The sequence below is a fragment of the Dryocola sp. LX212 genome, assembly GCA_041504365.1.
Lineage (GTDB): Bacteria > Pseudomonadota > Gammaproteobacteria > Enterobacterales > Enterobacteriaceae > Dryocola.
This window is the reverse complement of sequence record CP167917.1, coordinates 2,044,324-2,061,379: the sequence shown is the minus strand read 5'-3', so window position 1 is coordinate 2,061,379 and position 17,056 is coordinate 2,044,324. Positions and strand designations below refer to the sequence as shown.

Genomic DNA, 17,056 nt, shown 5'->3' with positions numbered 1-17,056 from the left:
CGGCGGTGGCGAAAACCACCGCCTATAATTGGCTGACATGAATTCCAGACAACAAATCATATTACAGATGGTGATTGATCAGGGCCGCATGAGCGTGGCCGATCTCGCTAAAACAACCGGCGTTTCCGAAGTGACCATCCGTCAGGATTTGAATCTTCTGGAAAAGCTGAGCTACCTGCGTCGCGCCCACGGTTACGCTGTGCCGCTGGAAAGTGACGACGTCGAAACCCGCATGATGAACAACTTCACGCTTAAGCAGAATCTTGCCGGGTTTGCGGCATCGCTGGTTAACGATGGTGAGACGGTGTTCATTGAAAACGGCAGCAGCAATGCCCTTCTCGCCCGTACGCTTGCCGAACGCAAGCGCGTGACGCTTATCACCGTCAGCAGCTATATCGCTCATCTTCTGAAAGATACCAACTGCGAAGTAATTTTGCTGGGCGGCATTTATCAGAAGAAAAGCGAAAGCATGGTCGGCCCTCTGACCCGCCAGTTCATCCAGCAGGTTCACTTCAGCAAGGCGTTTATCGGGATTGACGGGTTCCTGCCGGAGACGGGGTTCACAGGGCGCGATATGATGCGTGCCGACGTGGTAAACGCGGTGCTGGAAAAAGGCAGTGAAGCCATTGTGCTGACGGACAGCAGCAAGTTTGGCTCAACCCACCCATACACCCTGGGCCCAATGGCACGTTTCAGCCGCGTCATCACCGATGACGGCCTGAACGATACCGCCCGACAGCAGCTGCAGGACAGCGGCATCCATATTGATATTGTCAGACAGTTCCCTCTGAGCTGACGCTATTCCCTGATACTGTCTGTCACGTTACAGACAGTGATCTAATCAGATTAATCCTGCCTCGCCTTTAAGAGTTTTCACCTGTATTAATTTTCTGTAACATTTAGACTAATTATTAGCGATATAACAGGAAGTAACAGCTATCCCAATTATATTTTGGGTTTATATCGCTATGCAGTTTCACGGAATCACCGCTTAAGAAGCTATACTTGTAGAGAGGCTTTGTTTCCGTGGATCAATTATTCAGGAGAAAAAATGATGACCTTAAATAACAAAAAAATTGCCGCCGTCGTGCTGGCTGTAACCGTTGCGATGTCACTGAGTGCTTGTTCAAACTGGTCCAAACGTGATCGCAATACCGCTATTGGCGCGGGTGCTGGTGCGCTGGGCGGTGCGGTACTTACCGATGGCAGTACCTTGGGTACCCTGGGTGGCGCAGCGGTAGGTGGTATCATCGGTCACCAGGTCGGTAAATAAGGCTGGATGCCAGCAAAAGCTTAATTGCTTTAACGAATTAAAAACGTTACGACTTTCAGGTCTTGCAGCAGACATAACAAAAGGCCACGGCAATTACCGTGGCCTGATCGTGCTGACAAAGAAGGAAAAAGCGTGGTTTTTCCTTCTTTGTGGTTAGCTGCCGAAAATCAATGAATTGATTTCCCTTATTTATTTTTTGTGAGATCTGTTCGATTCTCAAACGTTTTATGTTTGTCATTAGTCTGAGGCCACGGTAATGACCGTGGCCTGATAATTTCTATGAAATAAAAGCGTTAGCCGCCCGCCAGTTTTACTTTCATTCCTTTTGCTTCCAGCAATGATTTAATCAGGTCGCGTTTATCGCCCTGAATTTCAATCACTCCGTCCTTCAGCGCCCCCCCGCAGCCGCATTTTTTTTTCAGCTCGGCGGCAAGGGTTGCAAGAGAGGCATCATCCGCATCGATACCGGTAATCAGGCAAACCCCTTTGCCTTTTCGCCCGCTGGTCTGACGCTGAATTCGTACAATTCCGTCCCCTTTCGGACGCACCACTGCCGCTTTAGGCTCGTCAATTCGTCCCGTGTCCGTTGAGTAGACCAGACGGCTGTTCTCATCTTTCATGTTTATGCCCCCTGTTGCAGCGACGCGCGAATATCACGTAGCGTTTGCGCCGGATCGGCAGATTGGGTGATCGGACGCCCGATCACCATATAGTCCACGCCCGCCGTCTGCGCCTGAAGCGGTGTCATAATACGACGCTGATCGCCCGCCTCGCTGCCAACCGGACGAATGCCAGGCGTGACCAGCTTAAATGCCTGACCCAGCTCATTTTTAAAGCGCGCGGCTTCATGAGCCGAACAGACCACGCCGTCCAGACCGCAGTCTTGCGTCAGGCGCGCGAGGCGTTCAGCGTAATCTGCCGGGCTTGCGTTAATCCCTAAATCAGCCAGATCGCTGGCATCCATGCTGGTCAGCACGGTGACGGCGATCAGCAGCGGAGCATCTTTGCCAAATGGCGTTAACGCCTCACGTGCTGCGCTCATCATACGCGCCCCGCCGCTGGCGTGGACGTTAACCATCCATACGCCAAGCTCGGCCGCTGCCGCCACCGCACGGGCGGTAGTGTTTGGAATATCATGAAATTTCAGGTCGAGAAAGACATCAAAGCCGCGCTGCTGCAGATCGCTGACGAACTGCGGCCCGAAAAGCGTGAACATCTCCTTACCGACCTTCAGGCGGCAGTCCTGCGGGTCGATACGGTCGACGAATGCCAGCGCGCTGTCGCGCTTGTCGTAATCGAGCGCAACGACAAGTGGCGAATCGGTGGCAACACGGGAGGAGGATGCGGTTGAATTCATGACTTAACCTTCTGACTGTTGGGCACCAGCGCGGCGCAGGGGATAAACGGCAAGCATTCTACTCGGGCGCGGGGGAAATTTACAGTTGCCATTTAGGCCTGCCAGGCGATGGCTGCTCGATGCAAAAATGAGGAGGCAAAAACAGAGAAGTATGTTGTAACTAAAGTGCGGGCTTTTTTAAAACGGCGCTAGCCTGCCGCCGTTTTATTGTCCGTCCAGACCCCGAATGGGCTTAACGGTTGACCATGCCCGGCACGACGGGCAGTGCCAGTACATGGTGAAGGCGGTGAAACCACACTTCTGACAGCGATAACGCGGTTTGGTCCTCACCTGCTCGCCCACCATATCACGTAATACGATCAAACTCTCTTTCGCCCGCCCTTCTTCTGCTTCATGAAGATGGTAATCAATCAGGCGGTGGAATACGCGCATTGTCGGGTGGCGCTGCAGCTGCCGGTTGATATATACCTGCGCCGTATCGGCACCCTCTTTCTGCTCCAGAATACCAGCCAGCATCAGTTCCGCGACGGCACCGGCATTCTCTTCAACGCAGCGCTTGAGGAACGCTTCCCACTCGTCGGGCTTATTGAGCTGCTGGAAACAGACCTGCAGCATGTCCAGCGTTTCGCTGACCAGCTCGCTGTCCTGGTCGATAACGCGCTGTAAGGATTCCACGGCTTTGGCATACTCGCCTGTTGCCATGAAAATGCGGCCCATCATGATAGAGACGCGGGCACAGTTTTTGTCCGACGCCGCGCCCTTCTTCAGCAGCGACATGGCGCGATCCAGATCGTCGCTGCCCATCAACTGCAGCGCAAGCTCACAGTAAAAATGGGCAATTTCCGTACGCTGTTTGTCTTTACCAAGCTTGACCAGGCGTTCTGCAACGTCAATGGCTTTCTGCCAGTCGCTGGTTGCCTGATAAATCTGCAGCAGCTGTTGCAGCGCGCTGACTCGGAAGTCGGTTTCGTCTACCAGCTGGGCAAACATGTCTTCTGCCCGATCGTATAGCCCGGCAGCCATGTAATCCCGGCCCAGCTGTTGCACGGCCAGCAGACGCTGCTCGTAGGTCAACGAAGCGCTTTCCATTAGCGACTGGTGGATACGGATTGCGCGGTCGACTTCACCGCGAGAACGAAAAAGGTTACCAAGCGTAAGGTGAGCCTCTACGGTGCTGGTATCTTCTTTCAGCATATCCAGGAAGAGATCGACCGCTTTGTCCTGCTGATTAGACAGCAGGAAGTTCACCCCGGCGACGTAGTCTCGCGACAGGCGGTTGGCTTCCTGTTGTTTATCTTGATGCGCACTTCTGCGTCCCATGTACCAGCCGTAAGCGGCAGCCACGGGCAACAGCAGAAACAGCAGCTCCAGCATATACGGTTATTCCTTCACTGCCGGAACGGAGGTCGCTGGCACCACGGGCTCCACGGTCACCTGTTGCTCAAGGCGTTTAACTTTACGATCGGCACGCGCAAGAAGAATACGCACGCGCAACCAGAACAGGCTACAAATCAGCCAGCCGATGATAAAGCCAGCGGCAAAGAGTGTTGCCAGCAATGTGGAGACCCGGTATTCGCCCTGCGCCAGCAGGTAATTAAAGTTAACGACCTGATCGTTTTGCGCACCCAAGGTAACGGAAACCACAAAGATCGCCAGCAGCAGTAAAAAGATGAATAAATATTTCACATTACTTCCCGTTATGTGGTCTTGCGCGACTGTTATGCCCTAATGCTGTTCAACGGTATAAATTACCATTTCCGGGGAGCCCGGGGAATCCATTAGCGACGTCCAATTCATTAGAAATGGGGATTAAATCAATAATCTCAAGGTTCTTCATCCCTTTCGGCTATTTCCTGGTCTTCTTCCGCTGGCGGCGTAAGCGGTCCGCACCACTTTTGAGCAAGCCAGGTGGCAAGCGTGACCAGCAGCCAGGAGATGAGCGTAGCCACCGCCAGATCCCGTGGCCAATGCATGCCCAGCAGCAAACGGCTACCCATTACGCCTGTAGCCCATACCAGCAGCAGGACGAGGGTAAACGTGCGGCGACGCGGCCAGAGCAGCCCAACACCTAATAATGCCCAGCTGGCGGCAAACATAGTGTGGCCTGAGGGAAACGCAAAGCCGGTCTCTTTTTGCCAGTGCTGACGCAGCCAGCCAGGCACTTCGCTGTGGGTGGAAAGTTGATTTTTAACCAGCTCACCGCGCTGCTTACGCTTTAAATTGTAGAACTCATCGGTCGGAACATGCTGCGTTTTTTCAAGCCAGACCACAAACGGACGCGGCTCCTGGACTTTATCTTTAATCACCGACTTAACACCCTGACCAATAAGGATAGCCGAACCAAGGATAGCAAAAAGCATCAGCGCCGCTTTTAAGCGGAACCTGAGGCACCACAGGAACCAGCCGCAGAGCAAAACGTGCGTGATAATGCCCCAGGGCTGAGTCACGGTCTCTGTGACCCAATACATCGCTTTTAGCCAGGCGTTACCGCCGTCAGGTGCCCATTGCCAGCCAGAAAACCAGACGGTTAACGGCATGATTAATAGCAGTCCGGCACCGGCAGCCGTTCGTTTAGCGATAGCCCGCATTGTTGCTCCTTAACAATCAAAGTCGCCCAAGGATACCCGAAAAAGTGCACAGAAGGGAAAACGGCACGTTCTGCTACAGGTAAAAATAGCAGACCGGCCAGTCTATTAGGCGAAGTGTTCCGCCTTGTGGCAAAATAACGATAATCATTGCCGCCAGAAAGCTGGCAGTCGCCCCCGGGCGTCAAAATAAGTACCTGGAGAATCACATGCAGCTTAAACGTGTGGCAGAAGCCAAACTGCCAACCCCATGGGGCGATTTCCTGATGGTGGGTTTTGAAGAACTGGCAACCGGGCAGGACCACGTGGCCCTGGTTTTTGGTGATATTACCGGGGATCAATCCGTACTGGCCCGTGTGCATTCTGAATGCCTGACGGGTGACGCGCTGTTTAGCCTGCGCTGCGACTGCGGTTTCCAGCTCGAAGCCGCGCTGTCGCACATAGCAGAGGAAGGCCGCGGCGTGCTGCTTTACCATCGTCAGGAAGGCAGAAATATTGGGCTGCTGAATAAAATCCGTGCCTACGCCCTGCAGGACAAAGGTTACGACACGGTTGAAGCAAACCATCAGTTAGGCTTTGCGGCGGACGAGCGTGACTTCACCTTATGCGCGGATATGTTCAAGCTGCTGGGCGTGGACGCGGTGCGCTTGCTGACCAATAACCCGAAGAAAGTCGAAATTCTGAGCGAGGCGGGTATTAATATCGTTGAGCGAGTGCCGTTAATTGTGGGGCGTAACCCGAAGAACGCGCACTATCTGGACACGAAAGCGGCGAAGATGGGGCATTTGCTTTCCGAATAATTCTCGATCAATTGTAGGGGGGATAAGCGGCAGCGCCATCCACCAGACAACCCAGCGGCGGATGACTCTTCGTTTATCCGCCCTACGCTTCGGGCGGATCTCCTTTCTCACTTCAGCATATTACGGATCACGTAGTGCAAAATGCCATCGTTACGGAAATAGGTTAACTCATTGCCGGTGTCGATTCGGCAGCGACACTCCACCACCTCTTTGCGACCGTCGGCATGAATCAGCGTCACCGGCACCGTCGCGCCCGGCTTCAGGTCGTTCAGGCCGGCGATATCGAGCGTCTCGTCTCCCGTCAGGCCCAGCGTTTTGCGCGTCACGCCCTGCGGGAACTCCAGCGGCAGAATGCCCATGCCAATCAGATTTGAGCGGTGGATACGTTCGAACGATTCGGAAATAACCACCCTCACCCCCAGCAGACGCGGGCCTTTTGCCGCCCAGTCGCGGCTTGAGCCAGAGCCGTACTCTTTACCAGCGATGACCGCCAACGGAATGCCTTTGGCCTGATAGCGCATTGCCGCATCGTAGATGGACATCAGCTCATCGCCGGGCAGCAGGCGCGTCATGCCGCCTTCAATGCCGGGAACCATTTCGTTGCGGATACGGATGTTGGCAAAGGTGCCGCGCATCATCACTTCGTGGTTGCCGCGGCGCGATCCGTAGGAGTTGAAGTCTTTGCGCTCCACGCCGTGATTTTGCAGATAGCGTCCCGCCGGGCTGTCTGGCTTGATACTCCCCGCAGGTGAGATGTGGTCCGTAGTGACCGAATCCCCCAACATGGCCAGCACGCGGGCACCGTGGATATCCTCAACGGGCTTCGGCTCCGCTTCCATATCATCGAAGAACGGCGACAGACGGATATAGGTGGAATCGCTCTGCCAGCCATAGGTGTCAGACCGGTCAACCTGGATGTTGCGCCACTCCGGCGTGCCTTCGAAGACCTCAGCATATTCTTTGTTGAACATTTCAGTGGAAACCTGGGCTACCGCACGGGCGATCTCCTGGCTGCTCGGCCAGATATCTTTAAGATAAACCGGGTCACCTTTGCGATCGTGTCCCAGCGGATCGGTCACCAGGTTAACGTTCATGTTCCCGGCCAGCGCATAGGCAACCACCAGCGGCGGCGAAGCCAGCCAGTTCGTTTTTACCAGCGGGTGGATACGGCCTTCAAAGTTACGGTTACCGGAAAGCACCGCACCGACGGTAAGATCGCCTTTTTTGATGGCCTGCTCAATGGGATCCGGCAGCGGCCCGGAGTTACCGATACAGGTTGTGCAGCCGTAGCCTACAAGGTTGAAGCCAAGATCGTCCAGATACGGCGTCAGTCTCGCCTTCGCCAGGTAATCAGAAACAACTTTGGAGCCCGGAGCCAGGGAGGCCTTGACCCACGGCTGTCGTTTCAGCCCCAGCGTCAGAGCCTTTTTCGCCAGCAGCCCCGCAGCCATCAGCACGCTCGGGTTAGACGTGTTGGTACAGGAGGTAATGGCGGCGATAACAACGGCCCCGTCAGGAAGCTGATATTCGTGCCCGCCCATCATGTAATTAACCGGAGCGCGGTCTTTTTGCGATGAATTGACTTCGAGTTCGTTGCTGGCGCTAAAGGCTTTTGGCACATCACCCAGCGCGACGCGATCCTGCGGGCGTTTTGGCCCGGCAAGGCTCGCCTCAACTTCGTTCATATCCAGAGACAGCGTGCTGGTAAAGACAGGTTCATCACCGGTGTTGCGCCACATGCCCTGTGCTTTAGCATAGGCTTCAACCAGCGCAATCTGATCTTCCGTGCGGCCGCTGAGGCGCATGTAATCCAGCGTCACGGCATCTATCGGGAAGAAGCCACAGGTTGCACCGTACTCTGGTGCCATGTTGGCGATGGTGGCGCGGTCCGCCAGCGGCAGCGAGTCCAGCCCGTCACCGTAAAACTCAACAAATTTACCCACAACGCCGTGCTTACGCAGCATCTGGGTGACGGTCAGCACCAGGTCGGTGGCGGTAATGCCTTCGCCCAGTTTGCCGTCGAGCTTAAAGCCCACAACATCGGGGATCAGCATTGATACCGGCTGGCCGAGCATGGCGGCTTCCGCCTCGATGCCCCCCACTCCCCAGCCCAGAACGCCGAGGCCGTTGATCATCGTGGTGTGGGAGTCGGTGCCGACCAGCGTGTCCGGATAGGCCACGAGCTCATCGCCCTGCATTTCGCTCCAGACAGCTTTCCCGAGATACTCAAGGTTTACCTGATGGCAAATGCCGGTGCCCGGTGGCACGACGCTGAAACGGCTGAAAGCCTGCTGCCCCCAGCGCAGGAAGACATAACGCTCGTGGTTACGCTCCATCTCAAGGCGCACGTTCTCTTCGAAAGCATCATCATCGCCGAAGTGGTCAACGGTAACGGAGTGGTCAATGACCAGGTCGACGGGAGAAAGTGGGTTTACTTTGGCGGTGTCGCCGCCGAGACGTTTGACGGCTTCACGCATTGCGGCCAGATCGACGACTGCGGGAACGCCGGTAAAATCCTGCATTAATACGCGCGCAGGGCGGTAGGCAATTTCACGGTCGGCGTGGGCGTTTTTCAGCCAGCCCGCCAGCGCATGAATATCCTCTCGGGTCACCGAATCTTCATCCTGCCAGCGCAGCAGGTTTTCAAGCAGAACTTTTAGCGACTTGGGTAGACGGGTGATATCCCCAAGTTCCTTTGATGCCAGCGGCAGGCTGTAGTAGTGATAGGTTTTATCCAGCGCCTGTAGCGTATCCTTACTGGCTTCTCGTAGGGTTGACGACATAGCTCCTCCTTAACGATGTCCTGAGTGAATTCAGGGTCACTATTAAAGATAACACAAACATGTCGTAACGTTTTGATAACAACCCAAAATGATAAATGGCATTTTAGCGGCTGCGGAGACGAAAACGCCCGGGCTCGGAGCCAGGGCGTTTGAATTAGTTAGCCAGCGTGGCGATCAGTTGCGCCCAGAACAACACCGATACGGTGAACGCGCCAACCCATGACCAGTATTTAAGACTTCCGAAGTTAATCATAAGCATTACTCTTTTAATATACGCTATGCACATTGACTGACTAATTAAGCAGTCGCGAAGAATATTGCCGTGTGTAGTTATTAATAAGTACGCCAGTTTGCTGCCGCTAATATAAAAAGTGTGATTGACAGCAAGTTAATTAAACGTAAATGAAATGAGTAATTATTGTTTTTTGTGATCGTCAGCAGCAAAAAGATCGATAAAATCCTGCTGCTGCTTTGACAGTTTCCAGCGCTCGGGGGACACGTTTTTGGCGTTTTTTGCTCCCTTCTGCGTCTGAATGGCTTTGTCATCCTGTTGACACACAGGATTGGACTGCTGCACTTGTCCGTGAGTCACCATGTTCAGCTCCAGTAATGCCAGGCCACCAGCGCGACCACCAGCCAGAACAGGCCTGAAACCACAAAGACCGCAAGCCATGCTTTGCGTTTAAGCTCGGGATCCCTTTGCGGTTGTTCACGTCCTGCAGGCATTGCTAACCTCATACAATCGACACCACTTATCAGAAATTCATTAACAATCGGTATAAACAATCGTCTGTTGGGATTAATCCTAAAGAAACTCTAGCTCAAAAGCCAGCGAATTTGCGCGCTGTTTTCAGGAAAAGATTTAATCTTTTGACATGAAATAAGTTATTGAACACTGGGATTTGCGCTGCGGTTAATTGTTAACTACGCCTGTCGCATAATAGAGACATATTAACCATTATAATGTGAGGGGTATTAAGTGCGGGATTTAAATCCGGATGAGTCTAATTCGTATTCCTCTGTCGGAAAAGAACGGTACCCTCTTAAGCACAAGAAGATACCGTGCGTCATTATTTGGCAGGTAATTTAATATCTTTAAACATTGCTTCAATATCTTCATTGGAACGTAGCGCAACGGCGGTATCCACAACGTCTCGCGTCAGGTGCGGTGCAAAGCGCTGAATAAAATCATACATATAGCTGCGCAGGAAGGTGCTGCGGCGGAAGCCAATTTTGGTGGTGCTGTGGCTGAATACGCCCTGGGCTTCAATTCTTACCAGATCCGGGTCGGAGACCGGATCTACCGCCATGCTGGCGATGACCCCGACGCCAAGGCCAAGGCGGACGTAGGTTTTAATCACGTCCGCGTCGGTCGCCGTAAAGACGATGCGTGGCGTTAAGCCTGCGCGGTTAAACGCGGTGTCCAGCTCCGATCGCCCCGTAAAGCCGAAGGTATAAGTAACCAGCGGGTACTGCGCGAGCTCTTCGATGGTTACGGACTCTTTGGATGCCAGCGGATGATCCGGCGTAACGACAATGGAACGATTCCAGTGGTAGCAAGGCAGCATCACCAGGTCGTCATAAAGATGCAGTGCTTCGGTCGCGATGGCAAAGTCCGCATTGCCCTTAGAAACGGCCTCAGCGATCTGCGTAGGGGAGCCCTGGTGCATGTGTAAGGAAACGCGCGGGTAACGCTCAATAAAACCTTTGATTACGCCAGGCAAAGCATAACGTGCCTGTGTATGCGTGGTTGCCACGTACAGCGAGCCTTTATCCGGCCATGTGTGCTCACCGGCGACGGATTTAATAGCGTCCACCTTTGAAAGCACTTCCCGGGCAATACGAATAATCTCCTGCCCTGCCGGTGTGACCTGGGTGAGATGCTTACCGCTACGAGCGAAAATCTGGATGCCCAGTTCATCTTCCAGCATGCGTACCTGCTTGCTGATACCCGGTTGAGAGGTGTAAAGCCCTTCCGCCGTCGATGAGACGTTAAGATTGTGGTTAACCACCTCAACGATATAACGAAGCTGCTGTAGTTTCATGACTTACCATCCAGGTCAAAACGCCCCGTCGCAGGCGATGCGGGGAGTAAGACGATATGAAAGTGAAAAATGCAATGGGATCACTATATCAGTTATATCTTCTCTGTATAGATATTAAGAAAAAATAATAAAGATGTTATATAAGGGGATATAAAAAAACCGGAGCCAGGCTCCGGTTTTTCATTTCACAGGAAAATTACTTCTTCCCTTCGACCCATTTCCCGTCAACGAAGAAGGCGGACCAGCCGGTGGCCTTGCCGTCTTTCTCGGAGGAAACGTACTGCTGTTTGGTCTTACGGCTAAAGCGTACCACCGACTTATTACCCTCCGCGTCCTGCTGCGGGGCATTTGCCAGATAGCGCAGCTTTTCCGGCAGACGGTCACGGAAGCGGTACAGCTCTTCCACTAACGGCGCGCGGGTTTCACGCGATTTAGGGAAGGTGTTGGCTGCCAGGAACACGCCAGCTGCGCCGTCACGCAGAACAAAGTAGGCGTCTGATTTCTCGCACGGCAGCTCCGGCAATGGAACCGGGTCTTCCTTCGGAGGAGCCACTTCGCCGTTGCGCAGAATCTTACGGGTGTTCTTACAGTCTTCGTTGGTGCAGGCCATGTATTTACCGAAACGCCCCATTTTCAGGTGCATTTCGGAACCACATTTTTCGCATTCAACGATAGGGCCGTCATAACCTTTGATACGGAACTCGCCCTCTTCGATTTCGTAGCCGTCGCAGGTTGGGTTGTTACCACAAACGTGCAGCTTGCGCTTCGGATCGATAAGGTAGCTGTCCATCGCGGTGCCGCATTTAGCACAGCGACGCTTCGCGCGCAGGGCGTTAGTTTCCGCGTCGTCGCCCTCAAGGACGTTGAGCACTTCGTTTTCCGGCACCAGGTTAATGGTGGTCTTGCAACGCTCTTTCGGCGGCAGGGCGTAGCCGGAACAGCCCAGGAACACGCCGGTGCTGGCGGTACGGATACCCATCTGACGGCCACAGGTCGGGCAGTCGATGCTGGTGAGCACCATCTGGTTCGGGCGCATCCCGCCCTCTTCCGGTTCCTGCGCCGCTTTTTCAAGCTGGCCGCTGAAATCGGTGAAGAACTCGTCCAGCACCCCTTTCCACTCGGCCTGATTGTTGGCCACCTGGTCGAGGTTGTTTTCCATCTGCGCGGTAAAGTCGTAGTTCATCAGCTCGCGGAAGTTCTCTTCCAGGCGATCGGTGACTATCTCGCCCATTTTTTCCGCATAGAAACGACGGTTTTCCACACGCACATAACCACGATCCTGGATGGTGGAAATGATAGAGGCGTAAGTGGAAGGTCGACCGATACCACGTTTTTCCAACTCTTTTACCAGCGACGCTTCGCTAAAACGAGCGGGTGGCTTGGTAAAGTGCTGGCCCGGCAGCAGTTCAACCAGCGACATCGCGTCACCTTTGTTCACCGCAGGCAGCGTTTTGTCTTCGTCACCTTTGCGCAGCGCAGGCATCACTTTTGTCCAGCCGTCGAAGCGCAGGATACGGCCACGCGCTTTCAGGCGGTAATCACCGGCGGCGACGGTTAAGGTCGTGGAGTCGTACTGTGCAGGCGTCATCTGACAGGCCACGAACTGGCGCCAGATCAGCTGATAAAGCTTCTGCGCGTCCGCTTCCATATCCTTCAGGGATTCAGAAACTACGCCGACGTCAGAAGGACGAATCGCTTCGTGCGCTTCCTGAGAATTCTCTTTATTGGAGTACTGAAGCGGTGACTCAGGCAGGTATTTCTTGCCAAAGTTCTCGCCGATGTACTCACGCACCATGTTCACCGCGTCCTGGCTCAGGTTAGTGGAGTCGGTACGCATGTAGGTGATGTGGCCTGCTTCATACAGGCGCTGCGCCATCATCATGGTTTTCTTGACGCCAAAACCAAGACGGGTGCTTGCCGCCTGCTGCAGCGTGGAGGTGATAAACGGCGCGCCAGGTTTGCTACTGGTCGGCTTGTCTTCACGCTCAAGTACGCTGTAGCTCGCTTTTTCAAGCTCGCTGACCGCCGCCATGGTCTGTTCACGATTGACCGGACGGAAGGGTTTATCTTTGTGGTGGCTGACCTGAACCGGCAAATTGTCGCCCTTAGGCGTTGCCAGGTTGGCATCAATTTCCCAGAACTCTTCCGGCACGAACGCTTTAATTTCGCGCTCACGCTCCACAACCAGACGCACCGCAACGGACTGCACACGGCCTGCGGACAGGCCACGGGCAATTTTCTTCCACAGCAGCGGAGAAACCATGTAGCCCACGACGCGGTCCATAAAGCGACGCGCCTGCTGAGCGTTCACACGGTCAATATTCAGTTCGCCCGGCTTTTCGAATGCCTGCTGGATAGCATTTTTGGTGATTTCGTTAAACACCACGCGGCTATAGCGCGATTCATCGCCCCCGATCACTTCCCGCAGGTGCCATGCAATGGCCTCCCCTTCGCGGTCAAGGTCGGTTGCGAGATAGATATGGTCGGCTTTCTCAGCAAGGGATTTCAGTTCTGAAACCACCTTTTCTTTGCCCGGCAGCACTTCATACTGGGCTTCCCAGCTGTGCCACGGGTCGACACCCATACGGTTTACGAGCGCGCCGCGTTCATCCTTTTTGACCTTTTTGGTCGTTTTGGTGGAGGCAGAGTCAGCGCTCTTCTTGGTGGTTGATCCACTGGTCGGCAAATCACGGATATGGCCTACGCTGGACTTAACCACGTAGTCATTACCGAGATATTTGTTGATCGTTTTGGCTTTTGCCGGGGACTCAACGATGACGAGAGCTTTACCCATATTCACCTTTACCTAATTTAATTCATCCAGAATACGTCGCACGCTGTCTCAATCTCTCACAATCGGCGCGCCTTTTTTATATTGCGGCAGCCGCAAGGGAGATCAACTCTTTTTTCAAGCACCTAATCCGAAAGCTGAAGCAGCGCAGGTGATTGAGATAACGGCTCTTTCGTACAGGTGACATAGCACGACGGAAGTTTGGTTGAATGTCAAGCAAATCCTTTGCCAGATTTGCGAAAGCGTCACACTCTACCTGATAAAATCCGATACGCAACTTTATTAGCATGCAAAACCGTTTCTCGCCAGCATGGTCAACTTTTTGCAGGTCCACACTTTACAGGGAGATATTGCCCAACGCCGTCATGTGGACGTAAACTAACGCCAGTTTTCTGGAGGAGACAACATGCAATCTACTACTCAGCCTATTGACCGTGAGACGCTTCTTGCCGAGGCCAACAAGATCATCCGTGAACATGAAGATTTCATGCACGGCATGCATGCTACTGGCGTTGAGCAAAAAAATGGCGTGCTGGTATTTAGCGGCGAATACTTCCTTGATGAACAAGGCTTACCGACCGGAAAAAGCACTGCGGTATTCAATATGTTCAAACACCTGGCTCACCTGCTTTCTGAAAAATACCATCTACAGGACTGAAGCCGCCTGAAGTAAAAAGCGAGGCTATCAGCCTCGCTCTTAATCCTTCCTTTACAATAGCGGCTTTTCACCGCGTTGCCACCAGCGCAGCAACAAACGATCCAGACTGTTTGCCGCACTGCCCGTGAAACGATCCATCATTTTCTTGCGCTGGGCATAACGCACGCCAATGACATCATGGTTTGCCATCAGGCTGATAAGCAAATCGTCGCTGGTACTGACGTCGTCCACTAAGCCTTTTTCTTTTGCCTGCAGGCCGTACCAGTGTTCACCGGTAGCGACAGCTTCAATGTTCAGACTCGGGCGCATTTCGTGTACGAAAGACTTAAAAAGAAGGTGCGTTTCGTTCAGGTCTTCCCGGAACTTCTCGCGTCCCTGCTCGGTGTTTTCACCCAGCAGCGTCAGGGTACGTTTGTACTGCCCAGCGGTATGTAACTCGATATCAATATCGTTACGCTTTAAAAGACGGTGGAAGTTAGGCACCTGTGCCACGACGCCGATGGAGCCAATAATAGAAAACGGCGCGGCAACAATGCGATCCGCCACGCAGGCCATCATGTAGCCGCCGCTGGCAGCGACTTTATCTACTGCTACGGTCAGGCGAACTTTATGATCGCGCAGGCGCTGCAACTGGGACGCCGCGAGGCCATATCCATGCACCACGCCACCCGGGCTTTCCAGTCGCAACAGCACCTCATCTTCCGGTTTGATAACGGCCAGCACGGCGGTGACTTCTTCACGTAGAGAAGTGACCTCGTGGGCGTCCATACTGCCTTTAAAATCCAGCACATAGAGCGTTGGCTTGTCAGAACTGACTGTTTCACCGCGTTTGGCCCGCGCTTTGGCTTGTTTTGCCTCAAGCTTATGCTTTTTCTTCTGGCCTTTATGCCACTGTTTCTGCTGATGGTTATCAAGACGAGCGACCTGCATTTCTTCACGCATCTCCTGATACTGTTCGCTCAGGTTGGTGAGACGCAGTTCACCACGCTGGTGTTTTTTACGCACCGCGGCATTCACAACAATGAGAACAACAGCCGCGATCGCGACGACAACAGTGACAATTTTGGCCAGAAATAGTCCATAATTCGCAATTAATTCCATGCATTCCGCCTTTATTTCAGAGCATTAATCATCCGTGGAGTTTACCTGAGGGGGCAATCCACGTCTCCAGGCAACTTTATACGCTGCGAGACGCCTTCCTGAATCGAAAAATTGCCGTGAAACTTTTGCAAAATGTTAATCAACGGTAATGTCTCCTGATGGCTGATTGAAATACCCCCTCCTTTCAGGCATAAAGCCCTGTGAGTAAGACACCTTCAGAAATAAGACGTGAGCGTCTGCCTGCATCACGCGAGGAGTGAATTTTGCATTACCAACCGAAAATTGACCTGCTACAAAACCGCATTATTCTGGTCACGGGCGCAAGCGACGGCATTGGCCGTGAAGCCGCCCTGACCTACGCCCGTTACGGCGCGAGCGTGATCCTGCTCGGGCGTAACGAAGACAAACTTCGCGCTGTGGCGCAGGAATTACATCAATTAAACGGCGACACTGCACACTGGTTCACCCTGGATCTGCTGACCGCCACGCCGCAGGATTGCGAGCATCTGGCGCAGAAGCTAACTGGTCTGGTACCGCACCTTGATGGCGTGCTGCACAATGCCGGAATGCTTGGCGATGTGGTGCCGATGGACCAGCAGGATCCGCAAACCTGGCAAAATGTCATGCAGGTCAACGTCAATGCCACCTTTTTCCTAACTCAGGCGCTGCTCCCGCTGCTGCTGAAGTCCGATGCGGGCTCTTTAGTGTTTACCACTTCAAGCGTGGGTCGCCAGGGTCGCGCCGGATGGGGAGCCTACGCCGCGTCCAAATTTGCCACCGAAGGCATGATGCAGGTGCTGGCAGAAGAATATAAGCAGCAGAATCTTCGCGTGAACTGTATTAACCCCGGCGGCACCCGCACCACAATGCGCGCCAACGCCTTCCCGACGGAAGATCCGCAGAAGCTGAAAACGCCACGTGATTTAATGCCGCTGTATTTGTGGCTGATGGGCGACGACAGCCGTCGCAAAACTGGCATGAGCTTCGATGCGCAGCCTAACCGCAAACCAGGAATTTCCGAATGAGTGACGATCGTTACCAGCAGCGCGCCCAGCGACAGAAAGAAAAAGTTGATGCCCGTATTGAATCAGCGCAGGAAGAGCGTGGGATCCTGATTATCTTCACCGGCAACGGCAAAGGTAAAACCACGGCGGCGTTTGGCACAGCGACCCGCGCGGTGGGCCACGGAAAAAAAGTCGGCGTAATCCAGTTTATTAAAGGCCAGTGGCCAAACGGCGAGCGTAATCTGCTGGAGCCGCACGGCGTGGAGTTCCAGGTCATGGCCACCGGCTTCACCTGGGAGACGCAGAACCGGGAGACGGATACCGAGGCCTGCCTGACAGTCTGGCAGCACGCAAAGCGTATGCTGGCGGACAGCTCGCTGGATATGGTGATCCTCGATGAGATCACCTATATGGTGGCCTACGATTACCTGCCGCTTGCGGAAGTGATGGAGGCGCTGCAGCAGCGTCCGGCAAACCAGACGGTCATTATTACCGGCCGCGGCTGCCACAGGGATATCCTGGAGATTGCCGATACGGTCAGCGAGTTGCGTCCGGTTAAGCATGCGTTTGATATCGGCGTGAAAGCACAGATTGGAATCGATTACTGACGGGTGGGTGACGCCATCGCTGATCCCCTGCATAACCAAACGTAGGCCGGT

18 protein-coding genes are annotated in these 17,056 nt (G+C 53.8%); 6 read left to right on the top strand and 12 right to left on the bottom strand.

Features of this window, described 5'->3' with window-relative positions; genetic code table 11:
• The first annotated feature begins 37 nt into the window (after positions 1-37).
• Together ACA108_09910 and osmB are read left to right on the top strand one after the other, a co-directional pair.
• On the top strand, positions 38-796 hold the full coding sequence (locus ACA108_09910) for a DNA-binding transcriptional regulator YciT (protein ID XEX97781.1): 759 nt from the start codon (positions 38-40) through the stop codon (positions 794-796).
• Between the two features lie 258 nt (positions 797-1,054).
• Positions 1,055-1,273, top strand: a complete 219-nt coding sequence (gene osmB / locus ACA108_09905; GenBank protein XEX98069.1) for an osmotically-inducible lipoprotein OsmB — start codon at positions 1,055-1,057, stop codon at positions 1,271-1,273.
• Between the two features lie 293 nt (positions 1,274-1,566).
• Here the strand turns inward: osmB and yciH are convergent, their stop codons facing one another.
• From yciH to pgpB, 5 genes are all read right to left on the bottom strand, one after another.
• A complete protein-coding gene (gene yciH / locus ACA108_09900; GenBank protein ID XEX97780.1) occupies positions 1,567-1,893 on the bottom strand; it encodes a stress response translation initiation inhibitor YciH in 327 nt (108 codons plus the stop codon).
• A 2-nt stretch (positions 1,894-1,895) separates the two neighbouring features.
• Positions 1,896-2,630, bottom strand: coding sequence for an orotidine-5'-phosphate decarboxylase (gene pyrF, locus ACA108_09895; protein XEX97779.1), 735 nt, complete (start codon positions 2,628-2,630; stop codon positions 1,896-1,898).
• Between the two features lie 204 nt (positions 2,631-2,834).
• Entirely contained in the window at positions 2,835-4,004 is a 1,170-nt protein-coding gene (lapB, locus tag ACA108_09890; protein ID XEX97778.1) for a lipopolysaccharide assembly protein LapB, read from the bottom strand.
• Between the two features lie 6 nt (positions 4,005-4,010).
• Positions 4,011-4,316, bottom strand: coding sequence for a LapA family protein (locus tag ACA108_09885; protein XEX97777.1), 306 nt, complete (start codon positions 4,314-4,316; stop codon positions 4,011-4,013).
• A gap of 137 nt (positions 4,317-4,453) precedes the next feature.
• Positions 4,454-5,218, bottom strand: coding sequence for a phosphatidylglycerophosphatase B (pgpB, locus tag ACA108_09880; protein ID XEX97776.1), 765 nt, complete (start codon positions 5,216-5,218; stop codon positions 4,454-4,456).
• Between the two features lie 206 nt (positions 5,219-5,424).
• Between pgpB and ribA the strand changes: the two genes are divergently transcribed.
• Entirely contained in the window at positions 5,425-6,015 is a 591-nt protein-coding gene (gene ribA / locus ACA108_09875; GenBank protein ID XEX97775.1) for a GTP cyclohydrolase II, read from the top strand.
• A 107-nt stretch (positions 6,016-6,122) separates the two neighbouring features.
• On the opposite strand, the gene acnA is transcribed toward ribA, so the two are convergent.
• The 6 genes from acnA to topA all read right to left on the bottom strand — a co-directional run bounded on the left by acnA (position 6,123) and on the right by topA (position 13,637).
• On the bottom strand, positions 6,123-8,798 hold the full coding sequence (gene acnA / locus ACA108_09870; protein XEX97774.1) for an aconitate hydratase AcnA: 2,676 nt from the start codon (positions 8,796-8,798) through the stop codon (positions 6,123-6,125).
• A gap of 154 nt (positions 8,799-8,952) precedes the next feature.
• Positions 8,953-9,051, bottom strand: coding sequence for a small membrane protein YmiC (ymiC, locus tag ACA108_09865; protein XEX97773.1), 99 nt, complete (start codon positions 9,049-9,051; stop codon positions 8,953-8,955).
• Between the two features lie 162 nt (positions 9,052-9,213).
• Positions 9,214-9,393 carry a hypothetical protein gene (locus tag ACA108_09860; protein ID XEX97772.1) on the bottom strand — a complete coding sequence of 60 codons (180 nt, stop codon included), beginning with the start codon at positions 9,391-9,393 and terminating at the stop codon, positions 9,214-9,216.
• A gap of 2 nt (positions 9,394-9,395) precedes the next feature.
• Positions 9,396-9,524: a YmiA family putative membrane protein gene (locus ACA108_09855; GenBank protein XEX97771.1), complete on the bottom strand. Its 129-nt coding sequence runs from the start codon at positions 9,522-9,524 to the stop codon at positions 9,396-9,398.
• A gap of 344 nt (positions 9,525-9,868) precedes the next feature.
• Positions 9,869-10,843 carry an HTH-type transcriptional regulator CysB gene (cysB, locus tag ACA108_09850; protein ID XEX97770.1) on the bottom strand — a complete coding sequence of 325 codons (975 nt, stop codon included), beginning with the start codon at positions 10,841-10,843 and terminating at the stop codon, positions 9,869-9,871.
• Between the two features lie 196 nt (positions 10,844-11,039).
• Positions 11,040-13,637 carry a type I DNA topoisomerase gene (gene topA / locus ACA108_09845; protein ID XEX97769.1) on the bottom strand — a complete coding sequence of 866 codons (2,598 nt, stop codon included), beginning with the start codon at positions 13,635-13,637 and terminating at the stop codon, positions 11,040-11,042.
• A 403-nt stretch (positions 13,638-14,040) separates the two neighbouring features.
• Here topA and ACA108_09840 point away from each other — a divergent pair, with 403 nt between their 5' ends.
• Positions 14,041-14,292 (top strand): YciN family protein, encoded by a 252-nt coding sequence (locus tag ACA108_09840; protein ID XEX97768.1) that lies wholly within the window; start codon positions 14,041-14,043, stop codon positions 14,290-14,292.
• A gap of 51 nt (positions 14,293-14,343) precedes the next feature.
• Here the strand turns inward: ACA108_09840 and sohB are convergent, their stop codons facing one another.
• Entirely contained in the window at positions 14,344-15,393 is a 1,050-nt protein-coding gene (gene sohB, locus ACA108_09835; GenBank protein ID XEX97767.1) for a protease SohB, read from the bottom strand.
• Positions 15,394-15,656: 263 nt separating this feature from the next.
• Here sohB and ACA108_09830 point away from each other — a divergent pair, with 263 nt between their 5' ends.
• Both ACA108_09830 and cobO read left to right on the top strand, forming a co-directional pair.
• A complete protein-coding gene (locus tag ACA108_09830; protein XEX97766.1) occupies positions 15,657-16,418 on the top strand; it encodes a YciK family oxidoreductase in 762 nt (253 codons plus the stop codon).
• The gene (cobO, locus tag ACA108_09825) at positions 16,415-17,005 is read left to right on the top strand and encodes a cob(I)yrinic acid a,c-diamide adenosyltransferase (protein ID XEX97765.1); all 591 of its coding nucleotides are present in this window, start codon (positions 16,415-16,417) and stop codon (positions 17,003-17,005) included. Before ACA108_09830 ends, cobO begins: the two co-directional genes overlap by 4 nt.
• The last annotated feature ends 51 nt before the right edge of the window (positions 17,006-17,056 follow it).

Bases quoted from the DNA above. Each gene is read 5' to 3' on its own strand.
- ACA108_09910 (XEX97781.1), top strand. From the start codon at position 38: ATGAATTCCAGACAACAAATCATATTACAGATGGTGATTGATCAGGGC.
- osmB (XEX98069.1), top strand. From the start codon at position 1,055: ATGACCTTAAATAACAAAAAAATTGCCGCCGTCGTGCTGGCTGTAACC.
- yciH (XEX97780.1), bottom strand. From the start codon at position 1,893: ATGAAAGATGAGAACAGCCGTCTGGTCTACTCAACGGACACGGGACGA.
- pyrF (XEX97779.1), bottom strand. From the start codon at position 2,630: ATGAATTCAACCGCATCCTCCTCCCGTGTTGCCACCGATTCGCCACTT.
- lapB (XEX97778.1), bottom strand. From the start codon at position 4,004: ATGCTGGAGCTGCTGTTTCTGCTGTTGCCCGTGGCTGCCGCTTACGGC.
- pgpB (XEX97776.1), bottom strand. From the start codon at position 5,218: ATGCGGGCTATCGCTAAACGAACGGCTGCCGGTGCCGGACTGCTATTA.
- ribA (XEX97775.1), top strand. From the start codon at position 5,425: ATGCAGCTTAAACGTGTGGCAGAAGCCAAACTGCCAACCCCATGGGGC.
- acnA (XEX97774.1), bottom strand. From the start codon at position 8,798: ATGTCGTCAACCCTACGAGAAGCCAGTAAGGATACGCTACAGGCGCTG.
- ymiC (XEX97773.1), bottom strand. From the start codon at position 9,051: ATGATTAACTTCGGAAGTCTTAAATACTGGTCATGGGTTGGCGCGTTC.
- ACA108_09860 (XEX97772.1), bottom strand. From the start codon at position 9,393: ATGGTGACTCACGGACAAGTGCAGCAGTCCAATCCTGTGTGTCAACAG.
- ACA108_09855 (XEX97771.1), bottom strand. From the start codon at position 9,524: ATGCCTGCAGGACGTGAACAACCGCAAAGGGATCCCGAGCTTAAACGC.
- cysB (XEX97770.1), bottom strand. From the start codon at position 10,843: ATGAAACTACAGCAGCTTCGTTATATCGTTGAGGTGGTTAACCACAAT.
- topA (XEX97769.1), bottom strand. From the start codon at position 13,637: ATGGGTAAAGCTCTCGTCATCGTTGAGTCCCCGGCAAAAGCCAAAACG.
- ACA108_09840 (XEX97768.1), top strand. From the start codon at position 14,041: ATGCAATCTACTACTCAGCCTATTGACCGTGAGACGCTTCTTGCCGAG.
- sohB (XEX97767.1), bottom strand. From the start codon at position 15,393: ATGGAATTAATTGCGAATTATGGACTATTTCTGGCCAAAATTGTCACT.
- cobO (XEX97765.1), top strand. From the start codon at position 16,415: ATGAGTGACGATCGTTACCAGCAGCGCGCCCAGCGACAGAAAGAAAAA.